Below are 26,629 nucleotides of genomic sequence, written 5' to 3'. Positions count from 1 at the left end.
AATTTTATAAAATCACGCATTATGAACAAAGAAGATTTTATTATCAAAGCTTTTTTAAATGAAAAAAATGGTGATGATGGAGCTATTATTGATGATTGGTGTTTTAGTAAGGATTTGTTTTTTGAAAATGTGCATTTTAAAAGAGAGTGGTTTAGCTTAGAGCAAATTGCTACAAAAGCAATGCTTGTTAATATCTCAGATGCTATTTCAATGAATGCTGTACCAAAATACGCACTTTTAGGACTTGCTTTACCAAAAAATTTAAGCGAAAATGAGATCAAAGCCTTGCAAAAAGGTTTTTTAAAAACAGCTAGAAAATTTAATATAAAAATCATAGGCGGTGATACTATAAGCAATGATAAAATAGACATTAGTCTTACTATCATTTCAAAGATTAACGATAAAGCTGTTTTTAGAAAAGGTTTAAAAAAGGGACATTTACTTGCTTATACGGGAAAATTAGGACGAAGTTTAAAAGGGCTTGAAATTTTACAAAATGGGGGCACTTTAAAACCAAACCATGTATTTATAAAGCCAAAATTAAGAGCTAGTTTTTTTTATGAAATCGCACCTTTAATTTCTTGTGCTATGGATATTTCAGATGGTTTAAGCAAGGATTTATCAAGACTTTTAGCCTTAAATAAATGCGGTATTTCTTGGTTTAAAAAACTTGATGATTATACGCTTTATAGCGGAGAAGAATATGAAATTTTGTTTGCTTTTGATGAAAAAGAGCGTCAAAATATAAAAACAATAGCCAAAAAACACGGCGTGAAATTAAATATCTTTGGAAAAGCAGTGAAAGGAAAATATGAATTTAGAGGAAGAGAACACCATTTTTAAGCCTTTGTATAGTTTAAAACACAGTCCTATTAATGCGTATTTTAGTAAAAATAGCGATGATTTTGTAGTGCGTGAAAGGCCTTTGTATGAATTTAGCGGTAAGGGTGAACATCTTATTTTGCATATCAATAAAAAAGATTTAACCACAAATGAAGCTTTAAAAATTTTAAGCGAAACAAGCGGGGTTAAAATAAGAGATTTTGGTTATGCAGGGCTTAAAGATAAGCAAGGATCAACCTTTCAATACCTTTCTATGCCTAAAAAATTTGAGAGTTTTTTGTCAAATTTTTCTCATCCTAAACTTAAAATTTTAGAAATTTTTACCCATGAAAACAAGCTAAGAATAGGGCATTTAAAAGGAAATACTTTTTTTATACGCTTAAAAAAAGTTTTACCAAGCGATGCTTTAAAACTAGAACAAGCTTTGATGAATTTGGATAAGCAAGGTTTTACGAATTATTTTGGTTATCAGCGTTTTGGAAAATTTGGGGATAATTATAAAGAAGGGCTTGAAATTTTGCGTGGCAAAAAAATGAAAAATGTAAAAATGAAAGAGTTTTTAATTTCAGCTTTTCAAAGTGAGCTTTTTAATCGCTATTTGAGTAAAAGAGTGGAGTTATCACATTTTGCAAATGATTTTAGCGAAAAAGAATTGATCCAAATTTATAAAATTTCTAAAGAAGAAGCTAAGGAACTTAAAAAACAAGAACAATTTTTTAAGCTTTTAAAAGGTGAGGTTTTAGGGCATTATCCTTTTGGAAAGTGTTTTTTATGCGAGGATTTAAGTGCTGAGCTTGGGCGTTTTAAGGCAAGAGATATAAGCGCCATGGGGCTTTTAATCGGTGCTAAGGCTTATGAAACAGGAGAAGGTTTGGCCTTAAATTTAGAAAATGAAATTTTTAAAGATACTTTGGAGTTTAAGGCTAAAATGCAAGGTTCAAGACGCTTTATGTGGGGATATTTAGAAGAGTTAAAATGGCGTTATGATGAAGAAAAAGCTCATTTTTGTATAGAGTTTTTCTTGCAAAAAGGCTCTTATGCTACTGTGGTTTTAGAAGAAATTTTGCATAAAAATTTGTTTGAATGAAATAATTATGAGTTAAATTTTTACGTGATTTTTACTTTAGAATTTATTGCAAAAATGATATTTAAATTTTAAATTTAGGTATAGTTATATTAATTTAATTTTAAAACTAGGAGCAAAAATAATGAAAAAGATTTTAACAAGTGCTTTGGCTTTAGGAGCTATGACTTTGATTGTAGATTGTGGCGATGGCGATTTAGTCGAGTTAAAAAACAATGGCAACGATCAAGCTATGTTTGATTTAGGTAATCAAGAGATTATGAAAAAATATCCAAATTATAAACTTTATGATTATACTTCAGTCAGAACAATTAGTGATATTAACAATCCAGAAGGCAAAATTAAAGAAATGAAGCGTGATTTAGAAATAGATAAAACTCCATACTCAAACTATGTTTTCTTATTAAATCCAAACGATAAAAAGACTATAAAGTTGTGAGTGTTTATTGCGATAAAGATTTTAAGAAAAGAGTTTATTATTCTGTGAATGATGCTCTTAGGTTTTATGCAAGATAATAAAACAAGCGGGAAAATCCCGCTATCTTTCTAATTTTTTTATACCGACATTTTGCAGAAATTACTTATTTTTAAGCCTGTTACTCCGCTTTTAAAGCAATCAAAACGCCTTCTATCATTTTTTTGATATCCCCATCAAGGATATTATCCACTTGAGAAAAAGCTTCTCCGCTGCGATTGTCTTTGACTTGCTGATAAGGGAAAAGCACATAAGAACGGATTTGATGCCCCCAACCTATCTCGCTTTTTTCTCCAGTATTAGCACTATCTTGTTGTTTCATGAGTTCAAGTTCATAAAGGCGAGATTTTAGCATTTTAAAAGCGGTGGCTTTGTTTTTGTGCTGACTTCTGTCATTTTGGCATTGTACGACTATGCCGGTTGGAAAATGCGTGATTCTCACAGCCGATTCTGTTTTATTGACATGTTGTCCGCCTGCACCGCTTGCTCTGTAATAATCTATTCTTATGTCTTTTTCTTCGATTTCAATTTCTATATCATCATCAAGTTCAGGGCTTACCATAACACTTGAAAAGCTTGTATGACGGCGTCCTGCACTATCAAAAGGAGAAGTTCTTACCAAACGATGGATACCATTTTCAGCTTTTAAATAACCATAAGCATTTTCTCCTTTAACTAAAAAGCTCACATCTTTAAGTCCTGCTTCTTCGCCTTCTTGAAAGTCTAAAGTTTCGACTTTAAAACCTTCTCTTTCACAAAATCTTAAATACATTCTATAAAGTATGCTTGCCCAGTCATTACTTTCCGTTCCACCTGCACCTGGGTGAATGGAAACAATGGCATTTTTACCATCATTTTCCCCGCTTAAAAGCATGGAAATTTCAAGACTTGTGATGGTATCTTCAAGTTTTGGTGCGTCATTAAATAAAGCTTCAAGTGTTTCTGTATCGTTTTCGCTATTGGCTAGATCGAAAAGTTCGCTTGCGTCATTTAGAGCATTAAAAGCATTTTCATAGTTTTTAAGTAGATTGGTGATTTTAGTTTTTTCTTTACCTATGATTCCTGCTTGTTTAACATCACTCCAAAAAGAAGGAGAATTTTCAAGCTCTTCGATTTCTTTAAGCCTTGTTTGGATATTTTCAGGCTTGATGATGGAGGCTATGTTGCTGACTTTGTTTTTTAAAGTTTTTAAAAGTTCGCTAAATTCGTAATTATCCATAAAATTTCTTTGCTATAATTATATTTTTAAAGTCAAAAATTATATCAAAAGAAAACTTTAATATAGGAAAAAAATGTCAAAACTTTATCTTATGTCTTTAGGTTGTAATAAAAATTTAGTCGATAGTGAGATCATGCTAGGGCACCTTAGTGCTTATGAACTTTGCGATGAACCAAGCAAAGCTGATGTTTTAATCGTAAATACTTGTGGTTTTATCGATAGTGCAAAAAAAGAAAGTATTAATGCGATTTTGGATTTGCACGAACAAAGAAAAAAAGATTCTCTTTTGGTGGTTACGGGTTGTTTGATGCAGCGTTACCGCGAAGAACTTATGAAAGAACTTCCTGAGGTTGATCTTTTCACAGGTGTGGGTGATTATGAAAGAATCGATGAAATGATACTTAAAAAAACAAATTTATTTTCAAATTCGACTTATTTGCAAAGTGAAAATTCTAAACGTATTATCACAGGTTCAAATTCCCATGCTTTTATAAAAATCGCCGAAGGTTGTAATCAAAAATGCTCTTTTTGTGCCATCCCAAGTTTTAAAGGCAAGTTAAAATCTCGTGAGATAAGTAGCATTATAGCTGAGCTTAAAGATTTGGTAGCTAGAGGTTATAAGGACTTTTCTTTTATTGCACAAGATACGAGTTCTTATTTGTTTGATAAGGGTGAAAAAGATGGGCTTATACGCTTAATCGATGAGGTGGAAAAAATCAAAGGCATAAGAGCGGCTAGAATTTTATATCTTTATCCTACGAGTGCGAGTGAAGCTTTGATTAAACGCATTATAGCTTCTGAAATTTTTGTAAATTATTTTGATATGCCTTTACAACACATAAGTGATAATATGCTTAAAATCATGAAGCGTGGGGCAAATAGCACAAGACTTAAAGAAATGCTAAATTTAATGAAAAGTGCGCCAAATAGTTTTTTACGCACGGGCTTTATCGTAGGACATCCAGGTGAGAGTGAGGCGGATTTTGAAGAGCTTTGTGAGTTTGTTAAAGATTTTGGTTTTGATAGGATAAGCGTTTTTGCGTATTCTAAGGAAGAAGATACGGCTGCTTTTGATATGGAGCAAGTGCCTTTTAAAGTGATCAATAAAAGGCTTAAAATCATAGAAAAAATTGTTGATGAAGTCATAGAAAAAAGTTTTGAAAAAGAAGTAGGGCAAAAGCGTTTAGTAGTTTGCACAGGAAAAAGTAGCGAGGGAGAGTTTTTCATCGCAGCTAAAGATTTAAGATGGGATAGAGAGATTGATGGGGAAATTCTTATCAATGAAAGTGAATGTGGAAATTTAGAAATGGGGCAAATTTATGAATGTGAAATTTTACAAAACCTTGATAAAAAGCTCCTTGCTAAGGCTTTAAGAAAAGTAGATGCAAATTAAAGATGAAATTTTATCCCTTTTAAAAAGGGGTAAAAATTTACTCGCTTTTTCTTATGGAAGTGATTCTAGTGTGCTTTTTTATCTTTTAATGCAAGAAAAGATCGACTTTGATCTTGTGATGATAAATTACAAAACTAGAAAAAATAGTGATTTAGAAGAGTTAAAAGCCAAAGAACTTGCTTTAAAATTTCATAAAAAAATTTTCATAAAACACGCTCCTAAATTTCAAAGTAACTTTGAAAAAAAAGCCAGAGATTTTCGCTATGATTTTTTTGAAAAAATTTGTCTTGAGCAAGGTTATAACCATCTTATCTTAGCCCATCATTTAAACGATCAATTTGAATGGTTTTTGATGCAACTTTCACGAGGCGCAGGTTTGGCTGAAATTTTAGGTATGCAAGAGTGTGAAAAACGCTCAAATTATACACTTTTACGCCCTTTACTCTTTATAAGTAAAGATGAAATTTCATCTTTTTTAAAAGAAAAAGATATTTTTTATTTCCATGATGAAAGTAATGAAAATGAAAAATATTTTAGAAATTATATAAGAAAAAATTTCTCTAATGCCTTTGTGAGTGAATTTCATCAGGGTTTAAAAAGAAGTTTTTCTTATCTTGATGAAGACAGGAAAAAACTTTATGATTTTGAAAATATCAAAGAAATTCAAGGACTTCTTATTTGCCCTAAAAATGAAAGCTTGATTGCTAGAGCGGTGAAAATGAAAGGTTTGCTTTTAAGCACGGCACAAAGAAAAGAGCTTTTAAAGGGTGATTGTGTTTTAGGTGGTAAAATAGCACTTGCATATAAAAACGAACAAGCTATTGTTTTTGAGTATGAAACTTGTCAAAAATTACCTAAAAATTTCAAAGAAGAGTGTAGAATAGCTAAAATTCCAAGACTTTTAAGAGCTTATTTATATAATCATAAAATCGATATTTCAAGCCTTAGCTTTTAGTTTTAAAATTCTTTGATAGCTTAAATGTGTGAGAAAAATCACAAAAAATACTTGCAAAAAAAGTCCTAAAAGTGGTACTGATGAGAGTAGATAAAAACAAAGAGTGCTAAATTTAAACTCTAAAGGCGAAAAATCGGAATGAAAATTTTTAAAACTTTCTTTGTCTAAAATCGTGCTTGTAACATCAATCATTAAAAGTTTGTGAAAGAGATAATAAAAAGCAAGATAATATACAAAAATATTTATAAAAGGTAAAAATAAAGCCAAGGTGCAAAGCAATAAAATCCCTATAAATTTTATAAATATTTTAAAAATTTCAAAGATAGTTTTTAAGGTTGAAACTTCGTTTGTATTATCATAATGGTAATATTTTTGGTTGATTTCTTTAGCGATAAAAGGAGTAAGAAAAGAAGTGATAAAAAGGGCTAAAAAAACCGAAGCAAAAACAACAATAAAACCTGAAAATAAAAAACTTATGATGGTGATTAAAATTTGTACAAAATGAAGAGCATAAAACCACGCCCAAAACGAATCTTCTCCAACGCTAAATAAAGAATTAAAATAATCAAGCAAGGCCGAAAAGCCAAGTACTCCTAAAAAAAGCATCAGTATAAGGCTAAAAATCAAAGGAATTAAGGCAAATTTTAAAAATTTAAGACTTAAAAAATCTTTGATTGCAAGTTTTAAAATATCCAAATTATGCCTTTTTGTAGCATTCTTCTAGTTTTTTATAAATAGTATCAAAATCAAGCTCTTGTTCTAAAATTTGAGCTAAAACTTCATTGTCTTCTTTGCCATTCCAAGTTTTTTTATAGCTGCCATCTTTGTAACCATTGTTTTGTCTAAAAATATTTAAAACATTTTTACCTATGTAGGTCTTATAAAGAATTTCAAGATTTAGCCCACATTTAATAGCTAGGGTAAAATAGGTTGAAAGTAATTCTCCAAGATTAAATCCAAAACCACTGCATTTATGGATAATAAGCTCTATATCATTTAAAATGCCATAAATATCACCCTCATTAGGGTATTCTTCTTCTTTGCAAAAATCTTGAAACACGCTTACAGCATTAACTTCTGTGGCTATAGCTTTGAAATCTTTATTGTTTTTATCGCGATACTCTTCAAGTAAAAGACTTAAAATAAAATGCCAAATATCGACAATCTCTATACGCACATTTTCCCAATTTGTTAGACTTGAAATATTTTTCCAATGTTTCCATGTAAAAGAGTCTATAAGTTCTGCACATTCCATATAAATACAGCGTCTCCAACTGATCAGTTTTCCTTCTTTGGTGTAGCCATTTTCCCAATTTAAGCCGTTTGTTTCATCGTTGAGTTTTTGTTGGAGTTTGAGCATATTTTCTAAAATTTCGATATTTGTCATTTAAAAACTCCTTGATAATTTTTAATATTATATGATTTAAGCGTAAAGATTTAAACTATCATCTGTCTTATCTTGATTTTCCTTGGCTTTTTCTTGCTGTTTTTCAAGTTGTTTTTTCATTTGTTCTAAAACTTCATCAAGAAGTTTTTTGCTATCTTCAAGCATGGAAGCATTGATATCTTTATCATCTGTTTGATTTTGTTTTAGTAAATCACTGAGTTTATTTGTAAAATTATTCATAATAGCATTTTGATGGTTTTCATCATTTGGTGTTGGTAGAACATTTGCCATTTGCATAGCTGATTCTATAATTTCTTTTGGCTTTAACTCTCCGACTTTAGAATTTGCTAAAAAGTCTTTGATCATAGGTTCAACTTCTTTCATAGCATTTTTAATCTCATCAAGATCATTTTGTGTGAGCTTAGAGCCTTCAAAAGTAAAGCTAAAGCCATACTGACGCTTAAGATTAAGAGTTTTACCTTCTTCATTATTTGCATAACTCACGCTTTGATTGTCATACATAGATAAGGCTAAATGTTTGCCACTTTTTGTTGTATAATCCATCGAAAAACTTTGGTTTTTGCTAGCATCAATTTGCATTTCTTCCCCTTATATTTATAGTTTAAATTAAAAATCGGTTATTTTTAAAAATATTTTAGTATAATTTTTACAATATGGATGAAAGAATTTTAGAATTTATAAAAAATGAGCAGCTTTTATCTTGGGCTATGATTGATGAAAAAGGTGTTTATACAGCTAGTGCTTTTTATGCTTTTGATGAGAAGAATTTAGCTTTTATTATCGCTTCGCATGAAGATACTAAGCATATAAGATTAGCCAGTGAAAATTCAAGTATAGCACTTAATATAGCCAAAGAAAGTAAAATAGCTTTTTTAAAAGGTGTGCAAGCTAAGGCCGAGTTTAAAATGGCAAGCAAGGAGCAAATGAAAATTTATTTTTCTAAGTTTCCCTTTGCTAAATTTGATAAAAGTGCAAAAATTTATGCTTTAGAGCTTTTTTGGCTTAAATTTACTAACAATGCTTTAGGACTTAGTAAAAAGCTTGAATTTTATAAAAAATAAATTTTTATGATTTTGTTTAAAAAAATGAGTTATGATTATAGTTTATGTAAAATTGTTAGGTATAAAAATAAATGTTAAATGTAATTTATGCTTTATTTTTTAGAGAGTTAAAAACTAGATTTGGTAAAAATCGGTATTTAGGATATATATGGGTAGTTGGGGAGCCTATGAGTATTGTACTTTTAGTAACTATCATAGGCACTATTGTTAGAGAATATCATCATCAAGTTATGCCTGAGGGAATTTCTATTTTTATGTTTTTGATTTCAGGCATTATGCCTTTTTTTATGTTTAGAAGTATAGTTACCCAGCTTATGAATGGAACTCAGGCAAATTTAGCTCTTTTTGCCTATAAACCTGTAAAGCCTATACATGTATTTATTGCTAGAACTTTACTTGAGTTTTGTATTTATTTTGTAATTTTTATTATCATACTTTTTTTTGCGGGATGGTTTTTTAGACTTGATGTATTTCCTGTTCATTTGCTTGGAGTTTTGTTTTGTATTTTTTTGCTTATATGTTCAGCTTTTGCTTTGGGAATTTGTTTTGCTATTATTTGGCATTTTGTGGAACCTTTAAGAACTTTGCTAGCTTATTTTAGCATAGTGTTTTATTGGACTTCGGGAATTATATTTCCTACTTGGCTAACTCCTCGTCCTTTGCTTGATATATTTTATTATAATCCTTTGCTTCATATTTTTGAACTTTTAAGATTTAATTTTTTTGAAAATTATCCTTTGCAAGATGAATATAGTTATTTTTATGCTATATTTTGGATTTTACTTGTTTTATTTATAGGGCTTTTTATCTATTACTATAATAGACAAGCTTTAACGGCGGTAAAAAAAGAATGATAAAGTTAATTAATCTAACAAAATCTTATCCTTTATTTAGTGGTGGAAGACATTATGTTTTTAAGAATTTTACTTTTGAGTTTCCTGAAAATTGTAGCATAGGTTTGATGGGGTATAATGGAGCGGGTAAATCTACTCTTATGCGTCTTTTAAGCGGGGCAGAACTTCCTGATAGTGGTAAGATAATTACTAATAAAAAATTATCTTGGCCATTGGGTTTAAATGGGGCTTTTCAAGGTTCTTTAACAGCTAGAGATAATGCTAAATTTGTAGCTAGAGTATATGGTTATAAAGGAAAAGAACTCCAAGAAAAAGTAAAATTTGTGGAAGATTTTGCAGAACTTGGGAAATTTTTTGATGAGCCTATGAAGACTTATTCTTCGGGAATGAGTGCTAGGATAGCTTTTGGACTTAGTATGGCCTTTGATTTTGATTATTATTTGATTGATGAAGCAGGAGCTGTTGGAGATCCTGCTTTTAGGGAAAAAAGTGTGAAATTATATAGAGAAAGATTAAGCAAATCAAAAGTGATTATGGTATCTCATAATGTAGCTGAAATTAAAGAATGGTGTGATAAAATAATTTATATGAAAAATGGACAAATTACGGTTTATGATGATGTAGATGAAGGAATAGCTGTATATCAAGGAAAAGTTTAATGGAAGAAAATAAAACTTTATTAGAAAAAATCAAAGATTTAAGTATATTTGATTCTTTTAAAATTGTTTGGTTTATAATGATTTTTGTTGTGATTTATTATACATTGATTGCAGCACCAAGATATGTAAGCACGATGATTTTAGATGTTAGATCAACAAGTGGAGAAAGTGCTCAAACAAGTGGAATCTTGTCTTTGCTTAGTAGTACTTCTACAGCAAGCGAAGATTTAAATTATCTAAAAGGTTATATAGAATCAAGTGATATGTTAAAGATTTTGGATGAAAAAATCAAACTTAAAAATCTTTATCAAGAGCAACATATAGATTTACCTTTTAAAATTTGGGATTCAAGCTCGATAGAATCTTATCTTAAATACTACCAAGCAAGAGTTAAGGTTCATACGGATGAAACCACTAAACTTTTAAAAGTTGAAGTAGAGGGTTTTACACCTAAATCAGCTCATTTGATTGCTCAAGCTATTATGCAAGAAAGCGAAAAATTTATCAACGAAATCTCTCATAAAGCAGCTAGAGAGCAAATGGCTTTTGCTGAAAATGAAGTGCAAAAATACAAAGAACGTTATCAAAAAGCACAAAATGATTTGATTGCTTTTCAAAATAAATATGGAGTTTTTGATCCTTTAAAACAAGCTGAAACTAAAGCAAGTTTAGTTGCGCAAATTGAGGCTAATTTAGCTCAAAAAGAAGCTAAACTTTTAACTTTACAAAGCTATATGAATGATGCAGCACCTGAAGTAGTAGCACTTAAAGCAGAAATTGAAGCGATTAAAAAACAGCTTTTAAGGGAAAAATCTAAAATTTCAGCTAACAATTCTTCTCAAAAGCTTAACGATTTGGCTGCTAAATTTCAGGATTTAACTATAGAAGCTACTTTTGCGCAAAAAGCTTATGAAGCAGCTTTAAAAGCTTATGAAAGTGCTAGAATAGAAGCATTAAGAAAAATAAAACAACTTGTCATCATCCAAAGTCCAGATATTCCAGAAAGCGCAAAATATCCTGAAAGAATTTATGATATTTTAACAGCATTTATTGTATTATCTTTGATTTTTGGGATTGTTAAATTTATTAAAATGATAATAGAGGAGCATAAGTATTAAAATGAAAAAAATATTAATTTTACTTTTTAGTTGTATTTTATGTTTTGGAGCTGTGGATGTTTCACAAATCATTTCAGCAGAGGATCAAGGTTCTGCTACAACTAGCATAGATCAAAATTTAAGCTCAAATTATGATATAGCAAATAAAGAAAATAATCTTACAAAAATTCATCAAATTTTAGTATTTGGCGCTCATCTTTTTAATGGAAATTTTAAAAATTACAATCAAAGAGTTTATAACCCAGATTATAAGATTGCAGTTGGTGATCAAATCAGTCTTAAAATTTGGGGAGCTGTTGAGTTTTCGCAAGTTTTAGTGGTGGATTCTCAAGGAAATATTTTTATCCCTAAAGTAGGAGCTGTAAATTTACTAGGTGTGAAAAATAGCGCCCTTGTAAGTGTTATAAAAGCACGTGTTAATAAAATCTATAAAAGCAATGTTTTTGTTTATGCAGATATGAATGCTTATCAAAATGTCAGTGTTTTTGTAACAGGAAACGTTAATGCTCCAGGACTTTATCAAGGACTTAGTTCGGATTCAGTGATCCAGTATCTTGATAAAGCAGGGGGTATAAATTTAGAATATGGAAGTTTTAGAGATATTCAAATTTTGCGTAATAACAGCGTGATAAAAAATATTGATTTATATGATTTTTTACTAAAGGGGCAAATGGATCTTTTTCCTTTTAGAAGTGGAGATGTTATTTTAGTAGGAAATGTTCAAAATTACGCTTTTGTTAACGGTGATGTGCAAAGACCTTTTCGTTTTGAACTTTCAAATGATATTAAAACTTTAGCTGACTTAGCTAGAGTATCAGGTGCTAAACCTATCGTAACTAATGCTATCGTAAAAAGTTATGGTGAAGATCATAAACTTGATGTCAGTGCTTATAATAAAATGCAATTTTCAAAAGTTTTACTTAGAACGGGAGATGAGGTAGAATTTCACCCTGAGTATGTTTCTGAAAATATGACTATAAGTGTAAATGGCGAGCATAATGGTTTAAAAACTTTAGTTGTGGGTAAAGGAACGACTTTAGAAGATATTTCTAAATTAATTAAAGCTAATCCACAATCAAACATGCAAGCTTTACAAGTGTTTAGAAAAAGTGTAGCTAGAACTCAAAAAGAACTTATCAATGCTCAGCTTAAAGAGCTTGAAACTCTAGCTTTAACTAGTGGTTCTGTTACAGCTCAAGGTGCAGCTATAAGAGCTCAACAAGCAAAAACGATTTTAGAATTTATCCAAAGAGCTAAGCAAGTAGAGCCTAAGGGTCAAATTGTCATTGATAATCCAAAGTCTTATAATTCGGTTATTTTAGAAGATGGTGATACTATTAATGTACCAAGTAAGAATAATCTCATCATAGTTCAAGGTGAGGTTTCTTTACCTGGAGCTTTTGTGTATGATAAGGGCAAAGATTTAAGATATTATATCAATCTTGCAGGAGGTTATGGAGAAAGAGCGGATACTTCAAAAGTTTTGGTGATACGAAGCAATGGAAAAGCTGAAAAATATCATAGTGGTATAGATATGAAACGAGGCGATTCTGTGTTGGTATTGCCAAAAGTGGATAGTGAGAATTTACAAATTTTTTCAATGTTGACTCAAATTCTTTATCAAATTGCTATCGCAACCAATGTTGTGCTTAATCTTTAAGGTTTAAATAATGAATACTCTTGAAATAGCCAAAGAAGTTTTTGAAAAAGAAGCGCAAGCTATTTTGGATTTGGCTACAAATTTAGATGAAAATTTTAATCAAGCTGTAAATTTGATGTTAAATACCAAAGGGCGTTGCATAGTTAGTGGTATGGGTAAATCAGGTCATATAGGCGCTAAGATAGCAGCTACTTTAGCAAGCACAGGAACACCAAGCTTTTTTATCCATCCAGGAGAGGCTTTGCATGGAGATCTTGGAATGTTAACTTCCGAAGATGTTTTAATTGCTATTTCAAATTCAGGAGAAACTGAAGAAATTTTAAAAATCATTCCTGCTATAAAAAAGCGTGAAATTCCACTTATAGTAATGTGTGGTAAAAAAAATTCTACCCTTGTAAAGCAAGGCGATATATTTTTAAATATAGCCGTGGAAAAGGAAGCTTGTCCTTTGCAGCTTGCTCCTATGTCTTCGACAACAGCAACTTTAGTTATGGGGGATGCTTTAGCGGCTGCTTTGATGAAGGTAAGAAATTTCAAGCCTGATGATTTTGCCCTTTTTCATCCAGGGGGAAGTTTGGGACGTAAGCTTTTAACCAAGGTAAAAGATCTTATGGTTTCAAGTAACCTTCCTATAGTGCATCCTGATACCGAATTTAACGATCTTGTTGATGTGATGACTAGTGGAAAACTAGGACTTTGTGTGGTGCTTGAAAATGAAAAATTAGTGGGTATTATCACTGACGGGGATTTGCGTCGTGCTTTAAAAGCAAGCGATAAACCAAGGTTTGATTTTAAGGCCAAAGAAATCATGAGTATAAATCCTAAAGTAGTCGATGCTGATGCTATGGCAAGTGAAGCAGAAGGGATCATGTTAAAACATAAAATCAAAGAAATTATAGTAGGAAAAGAAGAAAAAGTTGTAGGTATTATCCAGCTTTATGCCATAGGAAATGTTTAATGCCTCTTTTATCTGTTATTATTCCTTTTGGATTAAGTAAAGAACGTCCTTATATAGAAGAAAGAGTTCTTCAAAAAGCTAAATTTTTTCAAAGCGATGAGAATATAGAATTTATTTTCGTTGAAGGATATTCATCTAAAGATCACGAGCTTAAAAATTTTATCCAAGCAAACCATCATATTTATCTTAAAGATATGGATCAAAAAGCTTTTTCTCAAGGAAGATGTAGGAATTTAGGAGCAAGTTATGCGCATTCAAATGTTCTTTTGTTTTTGGATGTGGATTGTTATATTTCTTTGGATAATTTTGAAAAAATTTTAAAACTAATTCAAATTAAAAATATTTCTCAAAATATCAATGCTTTGATAGTTTTACCCGTAGTGTATCTTAATAAAGAAGCTAATGAAAAATTAAAGCAATACGATGATAAATTTTGGGATATTTTGATACAAGAGGATTTATTTACAGCAAAAAATACTTGGGTAAAATTTTTTGCCCCAAGTTCTACTTCAAGTATTGTGATAAATAAACATCAGTTTTTAAGATTGGGCGGAAATGATGAAAATTTTATCGGACATGGTTATGAAGATTTTGATCTTTTTGCTAGAATTTTAAAAGCTTGTGTGAGTTTTGAAAAAATGCCTACTAATTTAAGTTATGATGCTAGAAATTGGAATTTTTTTAACTTTAAAGGTTTTAGATCTTGGTTTTCATTGCTTGGTTATGAGGCTTGTTTTTATGGAATTTATATATATCATTTTTATCATATAGAACCCAATCAAAACGCTTATATGCAAAATAAAGATAAGAACCATCAGCTTTTTTATAAGCATTTAAAAAACATCAAAAAACACGATTTAAAGCCTTTGCAAGTTTTTAAAGCCAAAGGTGAAAAAGTTTTAATGCTTTTTAAAGATCAAAATTATGATTTTAAGGATATTAGTGTTTATGTGGGAGAAATTATCTATAAAAATATAAGTGATTTTTTTATAGCTAAAGAGTTAAAATATGAACTTTTGTTGGATTTTTTACAACAAGAAAAAATCACTAAAATATTTTTGGATGCAAGTATAAAACTACAATTTAATGGTATAGATTATTGTGATATTTTTTATTTTCAAAAAGGAATTTTACCTCATTCTTGGTTTTTTGCAAAAAAATTAGATTTAGGTTATAAACAAGATTTAAATTTAAGCGAGCAAAAACTTTATCAAGTGAAAGAATATTTCTTAACTTTAAAGGAGGATGAAAAAAAAGTTATCTTGGATTTTTTAAGCCAAAACAATGATGATAAGTATGATTTGTATAAAATGCTTTATTATTTGATTAACGAGCTTTATAGTTTTGAGCATGATGGGATTTTTTATCAAATCATCATTGATAAAGAAAAAATGCTGATGGCACAAAAACATGATAAAAGCTTTTATCCTTTAAGATCTTTTGTTTATAAACCTTATTTGCATGAGCTTAAGAGTATAAGACCTTTTTCATTTTTGATGAAAATTTTAGGTTTAGAGTATCTTGGTGCTATGATTTCACATACTAAATTTTATCGCTTGGCAAGAAAATTGTTTTTTAATCCTAAGGGATTTTTTGAGGATTTTAATTATAAAATAATGAAAGGTAAAATATGAAAATAGTCATTGTTGGAATTGGTTATGTTGGGCTTGCAAATGCTATACTCTTTTCAAAAAATAATGAAAATGAGGTTGTATTGTTAGATATTGATGAAAATAAAATCCAAAGTATTAATAATCATAAGTCTCCTATTAAAGATAAATTAATTGAAAAGTTCTTTGTGCAAAATATAAGTAAATTACATGCTACTTCAAATATCAAAGAGGCTTATTTTAATGCAGATTTTGCAGTTATTGCTACTCCAACTGATTATGATGAACAGCTTAATTTTTTTGATACAAGAAGTATAGAGAATGTTTTAAAAGATATAAAAAATATAAATTCTAAGATCAATGTTATTATTAAAAGCACTGTGCCTATAGGATATACAAAAACCATAAAACAAAAATTTAATATGTCTAATATTGTTTTTTCTCCAGAATTTTTACGGGAGGGAAGTGCTTTATATGATAGTCTATATCCCAGTAGAATTATTATTGGTGATAAAAGTGTTTTGGGTAAAACTATTGGAGATTTGTTTTTAAAAAATATAGAGAAAAAAAATGTTGATATTTTTTATATGGATTCGGATGAGGCAGAAAGCGTTAAGCTTTTTTCTAATACTTACTTAGCAATGAGAGTGGGATTTTTTAATGAAGTTGATTCGTATGCAAGAAAACATAATTTAAATTCAGCGGATATAATTAAGGGTATTAGTGCTGATGATAGAATTGGAAAATATTACAATAACCCTAGTTTTGGATATGGTGGATATTGTTTACCTAAAGATACAAAACAGTTGCTTGCAAATTTTTATAATATTCCTAATAGTTTAATTAAAGCTATAGTTGAAACTAATGAGATAAGAAAAAAATTTATAACCCAGCTTATTTTAGAAAAAAAACCAAACATTTTAGGTATTTATAGATTAATTATGAAGCAAAATTCTGATAATTTTAGAAATTCTGTGATTATAGATATTATAAAATATTTACAAGAATATAATAGTAATATTGAATTAATAATATACGAACCTTTGGTTAAGGAGAAAAAATTTTTAAATATTAAAGTAGAGAATGATTTTAATGTTTTTGGAGCTAAAGTTGATTTGATCATAGCCAATCGTTTTGATGATAAGCTTAAAGAGATTAAAGATAAAGTTTTTTCAGCAGATGTATTTTATACCGATATTTAGGAAATTACTGTGAAAACTGTAGGTGTAGTTATCCCAATCTATAATGTAGAAAAATATTTAAGAGAATGTTTAGATAGTGTTGTCAATCAAACTTATAAAAATTTACAAGTTGTACTTGTAAATGATGGTAGTACAGATGAAAACTCGCTTAATATAGCCAAAGAATATACTTTAAAAGATGAAAGATTTATACTTTTTGATAAGGAAAATGGGGGACAAAGTACAGCAAGAAATGTTGGCATAGAATTCTTTAGTAAAGAATATGATTTTAAAAACATTACCCAAGAATTAAAAGAAAACTCTTTAGTAGAATTTAAACTAGACAATGAAGATAATCCTTATAATATTTATAAAATATATAAAAGTTCAAATTTCTTTAAAAACAAAGATGAGCTTTTAAATTTTAAAGCCCCTGATATTGATTATATTATCTTTTTAGATTCTGATGATTATTGGGAATTAAATTGCATAGAAGAATGTGTTCCTAGAATGGATGGGGTTGAGGTGGTTTGGTTTGACAGTTGTAGTATATTTGAAGAAGGATTTAAGAAACAATGGAGTAGTTTGTTAAAATTATATGATTTACATGAGGGGGTTATAAAGTCTAAAGTTTGGTTGGAGTATAGTATAAACAAGAAAATTTATAATTTTTATTTCACTTGGTCGGGTATGATTGATTTTATTTATTTAAAAAACATTAAGCTTAAATTTATTGATTATATTATTCATCAAGATCATCACTTCGGCATGTTATTATTTGCCAAATGTAAATATATTTATATTTTTCCATCATCGATGCATACTTATAGAATAAGATCTAATAGTACAATTAATTTAAGTGATAGTGAACTACAAATTCATATTCCAAGATATATGCAAAGTATTTATGATAGTTTTAATATAAATATTAAAGAAGCTAAAGAATATTATTCTTCAATGAGTATGTTTTATGTTTTAAAAAATTGTTTTAATGATAAAATATTAATGGAGAATAGATATAACGCATATTTATTAGAAAAAGCATTTTTTAAATTTATTTGTGAAAGATGTTTAAGGATATTTTTACTAAAAAGAGATCCTTGTTGTATCAAAATTCAAATAAAAAAAATATTAAAACAGTATAAAAATTATCGCTATGTCCATTTAACAAATTTTTATGGAGCTTTTATTTATTTTAAAATTTTTAAAATAAATATTATTAAAAAATATATAAGATATTTATTTTTCAGGTAATTTTTTTTATAATTAGGTTTTGTGAGGAATGTGATTCATGTATGATTATTTAATTGTTGGTTCTGGATTGTTTGGTAGTATTTTTGCTTACGAAGCAACTGAAAAAGGTTATACTTGTTTAGTTGTGGAGCAAAGGGAACATATTGGAGGTAATTGTTATACCGAAAATATTAAAAATATCAATGTGCATAAATATGGTGCTCATATTTTTAGAACTTCAGATCAGAATATATGGGATTATATGAATCAATTTTGTGAATTTAATCATTTTATCAATTCTCCTATTGCAATCTATAAAGATGAAATTTATAATTTGCCTTTTAATATGAATACTTTTAGTAAATTATGGGGAATTAAAACTCCAAATGAAGCTAGAAAAATAATTGAAATGCAAAAACAAATAATTCAACATCCTCCAAAAAATTTGGAAGAACAAGCTATATCTTTAGTTGGTACAGATGTATATGAAAAACTTATTAAGGGTTATACAGAAAAACAGTGGGGTAGATCTTGTAAGGATTTGCCTGCTTCTATTATAAGAAGATTGCCTGTTCGATATATTTATGACAATAATTATTTTAATGATCCCTATCAAGGTATCCCTAAAGGCGGCTATACGGCAATTTTTGATAAAATGCTAAAAAAAAGTAAAGTTATTTTAAATACTGATTTTTTAAAATATAAAGATAAATTTAAAAATAAAGCTAAAAAAATAGTTTTTACTGGTTGTATTGATGCTTATTATGATTATCGATATGGAGCTTTGGAATATAGAAGTTTAAAATTTGAGCATAAAATATTAAATTTAGACAATTTTCAAGGAGTGGCAGTTGTCAATTATACTGACAAGGAAATACCTTATACTAGAATTATAGAGCATAAGCATTTTGAATTTGGAAATACAGATACAACAGTTATAAGCGAAGAATATCCTTTAGAATGGATTAAGGGTATTGAGCCTTATTATCCAATAAATGATGAAAAAAATCAAGCTTTGTATGAAAAGTATAAGCAATTAGCAAAACACGAGAGTAATGTATATTTTGGGGGAAGATTGGGAGAATATAGATATTATGATATGCAAGATGTTGTAAGATCGGCATTATTATTTTGTAAAAATGAGTTAAAAAATAAGCAAGGATGAAATGATGAATTATAATACTCCAAAAGTTTCTATTGTTGTACCTTCATTAAATTCTATATCATATATAAGAGAATGTATTGATAGTATATTAAATCAAACTTTAAAAGATATTGAGATACTTTGTATTGATGCAAATTCAACTGATGGAACTTTAGAAGTTTTAAAAAACTATGAAAAAAAAGATAAGAGGCTTAGGGTAATAATATCAGATAAGAAAAGTTATGGTTATCAAATGAATCTTGGTATAAAAGAGGCAAAGGGAGAATATCTTGGTATAGTTGAAAGTGATGATTATATTAAAACAAATATGTATGAAAGACTTTATGAAATTGCTAAAAAGAATGATTGTGAAGTTGTTAAAGGGGATTTTTATATATTAGAATCAAATAAAGGAAAATATTCGAAAATTACTCCTATTGATTTTTTATATAATCAAATTATTTCTTTTAAAACCCACCCTAATATATTTAATTTTCAAAGCATAAATCCAATCGGTATTTACCGATTGGATTTATTAAGAACAAATCAAATTAAGTTAAACGAAACTCCAGGAGCTTCCTATCAAGACAATGGTTTATGGTTTCAAATTTTTGCTCTTGCTAAAAGTATTTATTTTATTAATGAAGCATTTTATATGCTTAGAAGAGATAATCCTAATTCATCCGTAAAAAGCAAAGAAAAAGTATATTGTGCATGTGAAGAATATGATTTTATTCGAGATTTTTTAAAAAAACATCCTGATCTTGAAAAAACACTTGCTCCAATATGTGCTTTGCATCGTTTTGGAAATTATATGTTTACTTTAGAAAGAATCGATGAAAGATATAAGTTGGATTTTTTAAAAAGATTTTCGCAAGATTTTCGCAAGATTTTAAAAGATAAAGAGCTTGATGAGAATTTATTCGGGGATGGTGATATGAAAATAATTTATTCTATAGTTGAAAACCCAGAAAATTATTATTTTCTCTATATGGGGTATTGTAATGATATGTTTGGTAAGTTATATTTTGGTGCCTCTGAAAGGATTAAATGGCAATTATCTTATAGAATAGGTAAACTTTTGATTGATCTTAAAAATCCAGTACAAATCTTGAAATTTCCATTTAAATTGTTTTTGGAGATTAAACAATTTAAATTTGAACAAAAAATTTATAAAACTACAATTAAATTTTATCCAAATTTACAGCTTCCCCCTCTAGAGGAATATTCTGATTATGAACAGGCATTGAAAACTAAAAAACATTTAAGTTATATTTTAGGAAAATCTTTTATCAATAATCCTATTTTATTTATTTTTAAAATTAAAAAAATATATAAGCAATATAAAAAAGATATAAGTAGCTCAAAAAAAAATATTAAGGAATTAAGTGATTATGACTTTTTATTAAATAGACATAAACAAATTTTTGATTATACTCCAGACTTTAAATGTCCTGTTACATTTAATGAAAAATTAATATATAGAATTTTATATGATAGAAGTTGTATATATTCTTTTCTTGCAGATAAAATTAAGATGAGATTTTATGTAGCTAGCGCTTTGTCTGATAATCATGAATATAGTTGGGATAAAATCGATATATTAAATGAAAAATCTATTTTATTTAATAATATAGACGATTTACAAGATAAAATTTTTGAAACCAATAAATGCAAATATCTTCCAAAAATATATGGGATATATAAAAATATATATGATATTAATTTCAACGAATTACCTAATTCTTTTGTTTTAAAAACTAATCATGATTGTGGAGGTTATGTTATAGTTGAAAATAAACAAGAATTTTTACGAGATACTGTTGTTTTTTCAAATGCTATGAAAAAATTAAAAAAACATTTGGAATGGAATTATTATAGTGTATTTAGAGAATGGCATTATAAGGATATAGAGCCTAGAGTCTTTGCAGAAGAATTATTGTTGGGAGAAAATAAGAAACCAGCAGATACATATAAATTTCATATTTTTGACAAAGAAAATTTATCTAACAATTTTATACAAGTTACAACAGACAGATTTGATAATTATCAAAGGGCTATGTTTGATTTATCATGGAATTTAGCACCTTTTAATTTTATGTATGATAATAAAAATGTTACAATGATTCCTAAAAAACCTAATCTTTTGGATTCTATGATAAATATTTCTTTGATTCTTGCAAAACCTTTTGATTATGTTAGAGTCGATTTATATCAGTTTGATAAGAAAATTTATATTGGGGAATTAACTTTTACTCATGGTGCAGCTGGTGAAAAAGTTATTCCTAAAGAGTGGGATAAGAAATTGGGGGATTTGTGGCGTTTGAAAAGGTTGGATAATGCAAGCAAATAAAAATATTCAAAAACTTACTCCTTATTTATCTATTCCACACAAAATATGGAATTCGAGTCAATCAAATATTTTGAAACTTGATTGGAATGAGGCTACGATTCCGCCATCTCCTTATGTTATAGAAAGCATTAAAAAATTTTTAGTTAATGGAAATTTAAACTGGTATCCGAATACAAAAAATTTATATTTATTGGATAAAATAGCAGAATATACCAAACAGATAAATAGTTCTTTTGTTGAGTTGTTTGAAGGATCCGATTCTGCTCATGAATGCATCATCGATGTGTTTTTAGATAAATGTGATAAAATCGGAATTGTTTCCCCTACTTATGATAATTTTAGATCTAGAGCTAATGGGGTAGGTATTGAAACTATTTCATTTACACTTGATGATAATTTTAATTTAGATTTTGATAGTTTAGAATATTTTATACATGAAAAGAGAATAAAACTTTTATATTTATGTAATCCGAATAATCCAACCGGGAAATCTTATAATATTCAAAAAATTAAGTCTCTAATTATTAATAATCCTAATGTAATGTTTATTATTGATGAAGCCTATTATGAATTTACTAGCCAGAGTGTATGTGATTTGGTTGAACAATGTAATAATTTAATTATAACTCGAACATTTTCTAAGGCTTTTGCATTGGCGAGTTTTAGGATAGGATATATAATTTCACATCCAGAAAATATAGAATCAATAAATAAATTAAGAAATCCAAAAAGTGTTCCTATGCTATCTCAAATTGCAGCTAATGCAGCATTGGAGGATTTACAATATATGAGAGATTATGTAGATGAAGTGAGTTGTGCTAGGATGGAATTTGTGAAATTTTTGAATACCTTAACTACTGGCGGGGGGGGGATATTCAATGATTCTGTAGCAAATTTCGTTTTGATTCAAAATGAGAATATATCTCTTTTTGTAGGGTTTTTGGAAAAAGAGGGTATTTTTATTCGCAACTATTCTCATCTTATTTCTAAAAATTGTCGTATTAGTATAGGTACAAGAAATCAAATGAGTTATGTTGCTGAAAAAATACAAGAATTTGCTAAAAAACAAGGAGGTTTTCACCTTGTTTGATGCAATTATAGTAAGAATTATTTTTACTTTTGTATTCTTCAAGGATTTGATGTTGATAAAACTTAATGATTATGAAAAAAATATTACGCAAAAGATAAAAGATTTGAAAAATGCTTCTGGTAGTCATAGTCCGAGTATTTTTACCATGGCTGAGCAAATACCGGAATTAAATATAAAAATTGATTCTTGTTTTTTATCTAATCCCTATGCGACAGCTCTTTTTTTAAGATATTTAAAAGAGGAGTTAATAGATGGTCAAAAACTAAGGTCAGTTTTGGAATTTTATCCTTCTCAAAATAGTATAATTGCCAAAACTGTTGCAGATTTTATAGGAATTGATCCTAAAAATGTTTTTATTGGAAATGGTGCTATAGAGATTATTCAAGCTGTAATGCATAATTTTGTAGGTAAAAAGATCATTGTTAATATTCCTACTTTTTCATCTTATTATGAATTTGCTAAGTCTGAAACAAGTGTTGTTTATTATCAACTTTCTAAAGAAGATAATTATAACTTGAATATAGAACACTATCTTAACTTTGTTAAAAATGAAAATCCAGATAGTGTAGTTTTAATAAATCCTAATAATCCGGATGGAGGATATATTAACTATGAGAAATTAAGATACATTTTAAGTGAATTGAAATATGTTAAAAATATTATTATTGATGAGTCCTTTATTCATTTTGCTTATGAAAATAAGGATTATAATGGGATTAATATTGAGTATCTTTTTAAAGAATTTCATAATACTATTATTATCAAAAGTATGTCTAAAGATTTTGGCGTAGCAGGGATTAGAATAGGTTATGCAATTATGTCAGAAGATAAGATAAGAGGTTTATTGAAAAATGGATATTTGTGGAATTCTTCGGGACTTAGTGAATATTTTTTAAGATTATATGTAAGAAAAAACTTTTTTGATGAATATGACAAGGTTAGAAGGGAATATATACAAGAAACTCAGACTTTTTTTAGAAAGTTAAGTGGAATTAAACAATTTAAGGTTTATCCTAGTATGGCTAATTTTGCTCTTGTGGAGCTTTTGGATGGTAGTTCTAGTACAGATTTTGTTGCTAAAATGCTGATTAAATATGGTATTTATATGAGAACTTGCAATGATAAGATAGGTTTAGAAGGAGAATTTATTAGAATTGCAAGTCGAACTTTAGAGGAGAATGATATGGTATTAAAATCAATTTGTGATGTTTTTAAGGAATAAAATATGTCTAAGGAAATTTTGGCCTTATTTGATTTTTGTGAAACTTTAACTAATTTTCAAACGCTTGATAGATATTTGCCTTTAGCTGGATCTAAAAATATTAATTATACGCAAAGTAAAAATTTAGCAAGAAGAGAAAGGTTTCAAAGAGAAAACCTTCCTTATCCTCGTTATGAATGGTTAATTGATCTCGATGTTGATTTGGCAGAAGAAATTGCTCAAGAGTTTGTTTATACTGATGTGATGGCAAATCTTAATCAAAATGTTATGGATAGACTTTTTTGGCATCAAGATGAAGGCCACACAATCGTTATAGTATCAGGTGGTCTTACGATTTATATTAAAGAATTTGCTAGAATTTATAATATTGAGAATATTGTGGCCGTAGATCTTGAAATTTATAAGAATAAATTAACTGGAAATATAGATGGAATTCATACCATGCAAGAAAGAAAACTTTACAAATTAGCTCAAAAATTTAACTTAAAACAATTTGATTTAAAAAATTCTTATGCGTATAGTGATTGTGTAAGCGATATACCTTTATTATCATTAGTTGGAAATCCAAATGTTATTGAATGTGGTAAAGATTTACAATGGGCTAGAATTTTAGGTTTTAATATTTTGTTGAAGTATTAAATTATAAAGTATTATTTTGTAAAAATGAGTTAAAAAATAAGCAAGGATGAAATGATGAATTATAATACTCCAAAAGTTTCTATTGTTGTACCTTCATTAAATTCTATATCATATATAAGAGAATGTATTGATAGTATATTAAATCAAACTTTAAAAGATATTGAGATACTTTGTATTGATGCAAATTCAACTGATGGAACTTTAGAAGTTTTAAAAAACTATGAAAAAAAAGATAAGAGGCTTAGGGTAATAATATCAGATAAGAAAAGTTATGGTTATCAAATGAATCTTGGTATAAAAGAGGCAAAGGGAGAATATCTTGGTATAGTTGAAAGTGATGATTATATTAAAACAAATATGTATGAAAGACTTTATGAAATTGCTAAAAAGAATGATTGTGAAGTTGTTAAAGGGGATTTTTATATATTTGCATATGGTAAAACTGAATATGTTAATGTTTTGAGAAATTCTTGTGAAGATATTTATAATTATAAAGTAAATTGGAATAAAGATATAAGAATATTTTTAGGTTCGGATGGAATAAATCCAATCGGTATTTACCGATTGGATTTATTAAGAACAAATCAAATTAAGTTAAACGAAACTCCAGGAGCTTCCTATCAAGACAATGGTTTATGGTTTCAAATTTTTGCTCTTGCTAAAAGTATTTATTTTATTAATGAAGCATTTTATATGCTTAGAAGAGATAATCCTAATTCATCCGTAAAAAGCAAAGAAAAAGTATATTGTGCATGTGAAGAATATGATTTTATTCGAGATTTTTTAAAAAAACATCCTGATCTTGAAAAAACACTTGCTCCAATATGTGCTTTGCATCGTTTTGGAAATTATATGTTTACTTTAGAAAGAATCGATGAAAGATATAAGTTGGATTTTTTAAAAAGATTTTCGCAAGATTTTCGCAAGATTTTAAAAGATAAAGAGCTTGATGAGAATTTATTCGGAAATATAAATATGCAAAGAATTAATAAAATAATTGAAAATCCTGTAATATATTATTATTTTTCTAGAGGAGCTAGAGCTCGTTTGCAAAACCAGCTGGTATATAGATTGGGTAAAGTTGTTGTTGAGGCAAAGTCATTTAATAAAATTATTAAATTACCTTTTCTTATGCTCAAAATTTGCCTTGAGCATAATTTTGAGCATAAAGTTTATAGGTCTATTGTACAATTTAGACCAGATTTGAAGCTTCTTCCATTAGAGTGTTATTTGGATTATCATGAAGCATTAGTTATAAAAGAGCATTTATCTTATAAATTTGGAAAATTGATTTTGCTTTCTTTTAAGGGATGGTATAAAGGGAAGATTTTTATTTTGCCATTTATGTTAAAAAAAAGATATAAGGAATATAAGAATAAGATGATATAATATTTTTGGCAGTTTGTTTTAAAGGATGTTTTAATGCAGCGATTTAAAAAATGGTTTTTGTCTATCATAAAAAATTTCAAGCAACATGAAAAAATTAAGATAGATCTTAATAATACAAAGATAGATCTTAATAATACAAAGATAGATCTTAATAATACAAAGATAGATCTTAATAATACAAAGATAGATCTTAATAATACAAAGATAGATCTTAATAATACAAAGATAGAATTATCGCAATTAAAAAAAGAGCACTATAAAGTATTAGATTTTCATTTAAGAAAAATTACACCTCAAGCTTTTTTAGAGATTGTTGAAATTCATTTAGCCGAATCATGTAATTTAAATTGTTTTGGTTGTAATCATTTTTCACAAATAGCTGAAAAAGAATTTCCAGATATAGAAATTTTTAAAAAAGATATGCAAAGACTTTCAGAAATATCTAAAGGTATTGTCGGAACTTTTAGATTGATGGGTGGCGAACCTCTTTTAAATCCCAATTGTATACAGTTTTTTGACATTACAAGATATTTTTTTCCAAAAAGTGCCATTTGGTTGGTAACTAATGGTATTTTACTTGATAAGCAAAATGAGGATTTTTGGAATTCATGCCAAAGGAATAAAATGCAAATTCGTCCAACAAAGTATCCTATAAAAATTAATTGGGATTTGATTAAAGATAAGTGTGATCAATATGATATCCCCTTGATATTTTTTAACAATGGAGAGTTGGAAAAAACTTCTTGGAAATTTTCTCTAGATCCTTCTGGAAATTGTGATAATTACCATAGTTTTACAAATTATAGTATGGCAAATCACTGTGTTCAGTTTAAAGATGGAAAGCTATTTACTTGTACCTTTCCTGCACATGTACAGCATTTTAATAAAAAGTATGGAAATCATTTTGAAGTTTGCGAATTTGACTTTATTGATATTTATAAAGCCAAGGATTATCAAGAAATTTTATTTTTTCTTTCTAAGCCTATTCCTTTTTGTAGATATTGCAAGGTATCACAATGGGCAGAAATTGGAAAATGGCGTTCTAGCAATAAAACAAAACATGAATATTTAATTTGAAAGT

General features: G+C 28.2%; 25 protein-coding genes. 21 read left to right on the top strand and 4 right to left on the bottom strand.

Annotated features, from left to right (window positions below; all coding sequences use genetic code 11):
• Positions 1 to 21: 21 nt before the first annotated feature.
• The 3 genes from FBE87_RS07420 (at position 22) to FBE87_RS07410 (ending at position 2,366) form a co-directional block, all read left to right on the top strand.
• Positions 22 to 843: a thiamine-phosphate kinase gene (locus FBE87_RS07420; protein ID WP_002867254.1), complete on the top strand. Its 822-nt coding sequence runs from the start codon at positions 22 to 24 to the stop codon at positions 841 to 843.
• Entirely contained in the window at positions 812 to 1,930 is a 1,119-nt protein-coding gene (gene truD / locus FBE87_RS07415; RefSeq protein ID WP_002912481.1) for a tRNA pseudouridine(13) synthase TruD, read from the top strand. Before FBE87_RS07420 ends, truD begins: the two co-directional genes overlap by 32 nt.
• Positions 1,931 to 2,051: 121 nt before the next feature.
• Positions 2,052 to 2,366 (top strand): hypothetical protein, encoded by a 315-nt coding sequence (locus tag FBE87_RS07410; protein ID WP_002851510.1) that lies wholly within the window; start codon positions 2,052 to 2,054, stop codon positions 2,364 to 2,366.
• A 157-nt stretch (positions 2,367 to 2,523) separates the two neighbouring features.
• Here the strand turns inward: FBE87_RS07410 and prfB are convergent, their stop codons facing one another.
• On the bottom strand, positions 2,524 to 3,621 hold the full coding sequence (gene prfB, locus FBE87_RS07405) for a peptide chain release factor 2 (RefSeq protein ID WP_100621804.1): 1,098 nt from the start codon (positions 3,619 to 3,621) through the stop codon (positions 2,524 to 2,526).
• 73 nt (positions 3,622 to 3,694) lie between these two features.
• Between prfB and rimO the strand changes: the two genes are divergently transcribed.
• On the top strand, positions 3,695 to 5,014 hold the full coding sequence (rimO, locus tag FBE87_RS07400; RefSeq protein ID WP_004304553.1) for a 30S ribosomal protein S12 methylthiotransferase RimO: 1,320 nt from the start codon (positions 3,695 to 3,697) through the stop codon (positions 5,012 to 5,014).
• Positions 5,004 to 5,969: a tRNA lysidine(34) synthetase TilS gene (gene tilS, locus FBE87_RS07395; RefSeq protein ID WP_100621803.1), complete on the top strand. Its 966-nt coding sequence runs from the start codon at positions 5,004 to 5,006 to the stop codon at positions 5,967 to 5,969. The genes rimO and tilS overlap by 11 nt, the downstream gene beginning before the upstream one ends.
• On the opposite strand, the gene FBE87_RS07390 is transcribed toward tilS, so the two are convergent.
• The 3 genes from FBE87_RS07390 to ciaI are packed head-to-tail and all read right to left on the bottom strand — an operon-like array spanning position 5,952 to position 7,956.
• Positions 5,952 to 6,665: an EI24 domain-containing protein gene (locus FBE87_RS07390; RefSeq protein ID WP_002819467.1), complete on the bottom strand. Its 714-nt coding sequence runs from the start codon at positions 6,663 to 6,665 to the stop codon at positions 5,952 to 5,954. The two genes, tilS and FBE87_RS07390, sit on opposite strands and share 18 nt — an antisense overlap.
• A gap of 1 nt (position 6,666) precedes the next feature.
• Complete coding sequence (gene dut, locus FBE87_RS07385; protein WP_002851377.1) at positions 6,667 to 7,356, bottom strand: dUTPase; 690 nt, start codon at positions 7,354 to 7,356, stop codon at positions 6,667 to 6,669.
• Positions 7,357 to 7,392: 36 nt separating this feature from the next.
• Positions 7,393 to 7,956 (bottom strand): intracellular survival protein CiaI, encoded by a 564-nt coding sequence (gene ciaI / locus FBE87_RS07380; RefSeq protein WP_002826203.1) that lies wholly within the window; start codon positions 7,954 to 7,956, stop codon positions 7,393 to 7,395.
• Between the two features lie 74 nt (positions 7,957 to 8,030).
• Here ciaI and FBE87_RS07375 point away from each other — a divergent pair, with 74 nt between their 5' ends.
• The 16 genes from FBE87_RS07375 to FBE87_RS07300 all read left to right on the top strand — a co-directional run bounded on the left by FBE87_RS07375 (position 8,031) and on the right by FBE87_RS07300 (position 26,625).
• The gene (locus FBE87_RS07375; protein ID WP_002851336.1) at positions 8,031 to 8,438 is read left to right on the top strand and encodes a hypothetical protein; all 408 of its coding nucleotides are present in this window, start codon (positions 8,031 to 8,033) and stop codon (positions 8,436 to 8,438) included.
• A gap of 71 nt (positions 8,439 to 8,509) precedes the next feature.
• Positions 8,510 to 9,292: a capsule polysaccharide transporter KpsM gene (gene kpsM / locus FBE87_RS07370; RefSeq protein WP_002851559.1), complete on the top strand. Its 783-nt coding sequence runs from the start codon at positions 8,510 to 8,512 to the stop codon at positions 9,290 to 9,292.
• Complete coding sequence (locus FBE87_RS07365; protein ID WP_002851179.1) at positions 9,289 to 9,951, top strand: ABC transporter ATP-binding protein; 663 nt, start codon at positions 9,289 to 9,291, stop codon at positions 9,949 to 9,951. The genes kpsM and FBE87_RS07365 overlap by 4 nt, the downstream gene beginning before the upstream one ends.
• Positions 9,951 to 11,069 (top strand): capsule polysaccharide transporter, encoded by a 1,119-nt coding sequence (locus FBE87_RS07360; RefSeq protein ID WP_002851300.1) that lies wholly within the window; start codon positions 9,951 to 9,953, stop codon positions 11,067 to 11,069. The genes FBE87_RS07365 and FBE87_RS07360 overlap by 1 nt, the downstream gene beginning before the upstream one ends.
• A gap of 1 nt (position 11,070) precedes the next feature.
• Positions 11,071 to 12,729, top strand: a complete 1,659-nt coding sequence (locus FBE87_RS07355; protein ID WP_168977243.1) for a polysaccharide biosynthesis/export family protein — start codon at positions 11,071 to 11,073, stop codon at positions 12,727 to 12,729.
• 10 nt (positions 12,730 to 12,739) lie between these two features.
• Complete coding sequence (locus FBE87_RS07350) at positions 12,740 to 13,687, top strand: KpsF/GutQ family sugar-phosphate isomerase (RefSeq protein WP_002851196.1); 948 nt, start codon at positions 12,740 to 12,742, stop codon at positions 13,685 to 13,687.
• Positions 13,687 to 15,321, top strand: coding sequence for a galactosyltransferase-related protein (locus FBE87_RS07345; protein WP_044778172.1), 1,635 nt, complete (start codon positions 13,687 to 13,689; stop codon positions 15,319 to 15,321). Before FBE87_RS07350 ends, FBE87_RS07345 begins: the two co-directional genes overlap by 1 nt.
• Positions 15,318 to 16,499 carry a UDP-glucose/GDP-mannose dehydrogenase family protein gene (locus tag FBE87_RS07340; RefSeq protein ID WP_002851145.1) on the top strand — a complete coding sequence of 394 codons (1,182 nt, stop codon included), beginning with the start codon at positions 15,318 to 15,320 and terminating at the stop codon, positions 16,497 to 16,499. Before FBE87_RS07345 ends, FBE87_RS07340 begins: the two co-directional genes overlap by 4 nt.
• Before the next feature lie 9 nt (positions 16,500 to 16,508).
• Positions 16,509 to 17,732 carry a glycosyltransferase family 2 protein gene (locus tag FBE87_RS07335; protein WP_002858426.1) on the top strand — a complete coding sequence of 408 codons (1,224 nt, stop codon included), beginning with the start codon at positions 16,509 to 16,511 and terminating at the stop codon, positions 17,730 to 17,732.
• A 37-nt stretch (positions 17,733 to 17,769) separates the two neighbouring features.
• On the top strand, positions 17,770 to 18,876 hold the full coding sequence (gene glf, locus FBE87_RS07330; RefSeq protein WP_002858210.1) for a UDP-galactopyranose mutase: 1,107 nt from the start codon (positions 17,770 to 17,772) through the stop codon (positions 18,874 to 18,876).
• Between the two features lies 1 nt (position 18,877).
• Complete coding sequence (locus tag FBE87_RS07325; RefSeq protein ID WP_010891936.1) at positions 18,878 to 21,208, top strand: ATP-grasp fold amidoligase family protein; 2,331 nt, start codon at positions 18,878 to 18,880, stop codon at positions 21,206 to 21,208.
• Positions 21,195 to 22,298, top strand: coding sequence for a dihydroxyacetone phosphate transaminase (locus FBE87_RS07320; RefSeq protein ID WP_002858082.1), 1,104 nt, complete (start codon positions 21,195 to 21,197; stop codon positions 22,296 to 22,298). Before FBE87_RS07325 ends, FBE87_RS07320 begins: the two co-directional genes overlap by 14 nt.
• A gap of 49 nt (positions 22,299 to 22,347) precedes the next feature.
• The gene (locus FBE87_RS07315; RefSeq protein ID WP_100621868.1) at positions 22,348 to 23,520 is read left to right on the top strand and encodes an L-serine phosphate decarboxylase; all 1,173 of its coding nucleotides are present in this window, start codon (positions 22,348 to 22,350) and stop codon (positions 23,518 to 23,520) included.
• A 3-nt stretch (positions 23,521 to 23,523) separates the two neighbouring features.
• A complete protein-coding gene (locus tag FBE87_RS07310) occupies positions 23,524 to 24,159 on the top strand; it encodes an HAD-IB family hydrolase (protein WP_002857947.1) in 636 nt (211 codons plus the stop codon).
• Between the two features lie 51 nt (positions 24,160 to 24,210).
• Positions 24,211 to 25,548: a glycosyltransferase family 2 protein gene (locus FBE87_RS07305; RefSeq protein ID WP_010891935.1), complete on the top strand. Its 1,338-nt coding sequence runs from the start codon at positions 24,211 to 24,213 to the stop codon at positions 25,546 to 25,548.
• A gap of 33 nt (positions 25,549 to 25,581) precedes the next feature.
• Positions 25,582 to 26,625 (top strand): radical SAM protein, encoded by a 1,044-nt coding sequence (locus FBE87_RS07300; protein WP_168977242.1) that lies wholly within the window; start codon positions 25,582 to 25,584, stop codon positions 26,623 to 26,625.
• The last annotated feature ends 4 nt before the right edge of the window (positions 26,626 to 26,629 follow it).

The organism is Campylobacter sp. CFSAN093246 (assembly GCF_012889415.1).
Classification (GTDB): domain Bacteria; phylum Campylobacterota; class Campylobacteria; order Campylobacterales; family Campylobacteraceae; genus Campylobacter_D; species Campylobacter_D jejuni.
Note: the sequence above shows the minus strand (reverse complement) of the source record. Positions and strands in the feature narration are given on the sequence as shown.